This is a genomic window from Rhizobium sp. KNZ2-6A (assembly GCF_056755475.1).
In genome coordinates this window covers 1-3,777 of record NZ_JBNDIC010000112.1, presented here as the reverse complement: position 1 = coordinate 3,777, position 3,777 = coordinate 1, and the positions used below count along the sequence as shown (strand labels likewise).

Genomic DNA, 3,777 nt, shown 5'->3' with positions numbered 1-3,777 from the left:
CGGTCAGAATGGTGAATCTGATTTGCTCACAAAAGGGAATCCCAATTCCGATTCCGCCTAAATTCATCCCGCTCTAGCAGACATTATCGCGTCGTCAGTCGCCAGCGGCGTGGAACCAGATCGATACGGAAATTGTGAATCGCGCCACGCTGAAATCTTACGTCCCATAATCTATAAAAGAAACGACAATTATTTCAGCTACGGAATGAAGTTCTACCCTCATCATGAAGGTCTCACACTGACGGCAGATCAGCAACGCACCGTCGATCTTTTCAAGAAAATTGGGCAGCCCCCCGGCCCATAATTGCGATTTCTCGCCTGCAGACTTTCGAATGCTCTGGGTTTATCCGGCGCGTGACTGCCCGACAACATATATATGAGAAAAAGCTCTCATTGTCAACAAAAATCAAATTTTATTGTGTTGAATCAAATGTTTAGGATCAGATGAATCTAAGTGACTGTTTTGATTCACAATTGTGTTTATTCACGCATTCCAACACTAATTCAAATCAGTCAATTTCCTCGACCAAAAAATGTGCCGCTTCAGACAACGCCAAAGCGGCACCCTTGTTAGTTTTAAGCCGCGTCCGCCTTGTTCTGCCTGTTCGCGATCAAATCATCAACCACGGCCGGATCGGCAAGCGTCGAGGTATCGCCGAGCGCGCCGAAATCATCCTCGGCGATCTTGCGCAGGATGCGGCGCATGATCTTGCCGGAGCGGGTTTTCGGCAGGCCGGGGGTGAACTGGATCTTGTCGGGCGAGGCGATCGGGCCGATTTCGGCGCGGACATGCTTCACCAGCTCCTGCCTCAGCGCATCCGAGCCTTCCTGGCCGACCATCAGCGTCACGTAGCAATAAATACCCTGGCCCTTGATGGAATGCGGATAGCCGACGACGGCCGCCTCCGACACATGGCTGTGCGACACCAGCGCCGATTCCACTTCCGCCGTGCCGAGACGATGGCCCGAGACATTCAGCACGTCGTCGACACGGCCGGTGATCCAGTAATAGCCGTCCTCATCACGGCGGCAGCCGTCGCCGGTGAAATACTTGCCCTTGTAGGTGGAGAAGTAGGTCTGGATGAAGCGCTCATGGTCGCCATAAACGGTGCGCATCTGGCCGGGCCAGCTGTCGGCGATGACGAGATTGCCGTCGGCCGCCCCTTCCAGCACGTTGCCTTCATTGTCGACCAGCTCAGGCTGCACACCGAAGAAGGGTAGGGTGGCCGAGCCGGCCTTCAGATCCGTCGCCCCCGGAAGCGGCGTGATCATGTGGCCGCCGGTTTCCGTCTGCCACCAGGTATCGACGATCGGGCAGCGGCTGTCGCCGACCACCTTGTAGTACCATTCCCAGGCTTCCGGATTGATGGGTTCGCCGACCGTGCCGAGGATGCGCAGGCTGGAGCGCGAGGCGCGCTTGACGAAGTGATCGCCCGCGCCCATCAGCGAGCGGATCGCCGTCGGCGCGGTGTAGAAGATATTGACCTTGTGCTTGTCGATGACATCCCAGAAGCGGCCCTGGTCCGGATAGTTCGGCACGCCTTCGAACATCAGCGAGGTTGCGGCGTTGGCGAGCGGCCCATAGACGATATAGGAGTGGCCCGTCACCCAGCCGACGTCGGCCGTGCACCAGTAGATATCGCCGGGATGATAGTCGAACGTATATTCATGCGTCATCGCCGCATAGACGAGATAGCCGGCCGTCGTATGCAGCACGCCCTTCGGCTTGCCGGTGGAACCGGAGGTATAGAGGATGAAGAGCGGATCTTCCGCCTTCATTTTCGCCGGCGGACAATCCGCTTTCACCTTGGCGGTTGCCTCGTGATACCAGAGATCGCGGCCGGCTTCCCAGGCGACCTTGCCGCCGGTGCGGCGGACCACGAGGACATTCTTGACCGCGATCTTCTGCTTGGCGGCAATCTGGATCGCCTTGTCGGTATTTTCCTTCAGCGGAATGGACTTGCCGCCGCGAACGCCCTCATCGCAGGTGATGACAAAGGCTGACTCGCAGTCGACGATGCGGCCGCCCAGCGCCTCGGGCGAGAAGCCGCCGAAGACGACCGAATGCACCGCGCCGATGCGGGCGCAGGCGAGCATCGCATAGGCCGCTTCCGGGATCATCGGCATATAGATGGTGACGCGGTCACCCTTCTTGACGCCGTGCTTTTTCAAGACATTCGCCAGCCGGCAGACCTGTTCGTAAAGCTCGTTATAGGTGATCTTCTTGTCGAGATAGGGATTGTCGCCTTCCCAGATGAAGGCGACGCGATCGCCGTGCTTCTTCAGATGCCGGTCGATGCAATTATAGGAGACGTTGGTGACGCCATCCTCGAACCACTTGATCGAGACCTTGCCGGTGAAAGACGTGTTCTTGACCTTGGTAAAGGGCTTGAACCAGTCGATGCGCTTGCCGTGCTTGCCCCAGAACTTGTCGGGATCCTCGACGCTCTGCTCATACCATTTCCGGTACTTCGCCTTGTCGATCAAAGCACGCGCCTTGACCGGCTTCGTCACGGGATGAATCTTTTCCGACATTCTCTCCTCCTCAAATCCTCACACTCCGATTTGTAACCGCGAGCGCTCTTTCCGCGCAATCAATAACAGGTCAAACTACGACAGCAATTGGACAAAGTGCATTTCATCCGCAAAGAATTGCAATTCCGCGACACTGTCGCTATATAGAGCCGTATTTCCCGGACAATGTGGTGTTACACCCCGGACCGCGACACCGGCGCGGACTGACAGAAGGACTATATCCATGGCTCAACAATTGCTCATGCCGAAGGCAACCGCCATCTGGCTTGTCGACAATACAGCCTTGTCATTCGACCAGATCGCGCAGTTCTGCAAGCTGCACCCGCTCGAAGTGAAGGCCATTGCCGATGGTGAAGCCGCACAGGGCATCAAGGGCCTCGACCCGATCTCGACCGGCCAGCTGACGCGCGACGAAATCGCCCGCGCGGAAGCCAATCCGAACCACAAGCTGAAGCTTTCCGAGCCGAAAGTGCGCGTGCCTGAATCGAAGCGCCGTGGCCCGCGTTACACGCCGGTCTCCAAGCGCCAGGATCGTCCGAACGCCATTCTCTGGTTGGTGCGCAATCATCCGGAATTGAAGGATGCGCAGATTTCCCGCCTCGTCGGCACCACCAAGTCGACCATCGAGCAGATCCGCGACCGCACCCACTGGAACTCGGCCAATCTCGCACCGATGGACCCGGTCACCCTTGGTCTCTGCAGCCAGATCGATCTCGATATGGAAGTCGAAAAGGCCGCCAAGGGCCGTCCGCTGCCGACCGCCGCCGAACTCGGCGCAACCCTGCAGCCGGCCCAGGAGACCGAAAAGCTCGGCTTCAGCTATGAGCGTGACGAGCCGAAGGAAAAGGAAATCGACGCCGACGCCGTTTTCGCCAAGCTGAAGTCGCTGAAGTCAACCACACCGGACGACGAGGACGACGATCAGTTCTAAGATCCGATCATATCGAAGATTTGCGAAGCCCCGGTTTTGACCGGGGCTTTTGTTTGTCAGAATTGCCCGGACCCTCCTCGCCCTTCGAGGCTTCGCTCCTCACGGTGAGGATGGAGAGTGCTCCGCCACGAAAAAACCGATTCCCGTCGCATGAGCCAGCTAAGTGTGCAGTTTGAGCCGGAGGGTTTAGTCCTTGTATTAGGCGGGTGTGTTTTACTGGTGCATCCTTAGGGGTGCCGGGATCTGGATGACGGTCCAGATCCCGGCGACGGGGATGGATCGTTTAGCCCTTAGCCTTGGCGAAGCCTTTG

2 protein-coding genes are annotated in these 3,777 nt (G+C 57.6%); one reads left to right on the top strand and one right to left on the bottom strand.

The features are described 5' to 3' along the window. Positions 1-576 precede the first annotated feature (576 nt). A complete protein-coding gene (gene acs, locus ACPYOP_RS32630; protein ID WP_481414334.1) occupies positions 577-2,535 on the bottom strand; it encodes an acetate--CoA ligase in 1,959 nt (652 codons plus the stop codon). A 223-nt stretch (positions 2,536-2,758) separates the two neighbouring features. Between acs and ACPYOP_RS32625 the strand changes: the two genes are divergently transcribed. Next, complete coding sequence (locus ACPYOP_RS32625; protein WP_174176554.1) at positions 2,759-3,466, top strand: DUF1013 domain-containing protein; 708 nt, start codon at positions 2,759-2,761, stop codon at positions 3,464-3,466. Positions 3,467-3,777: the final 311 nt, after the last annotated feature.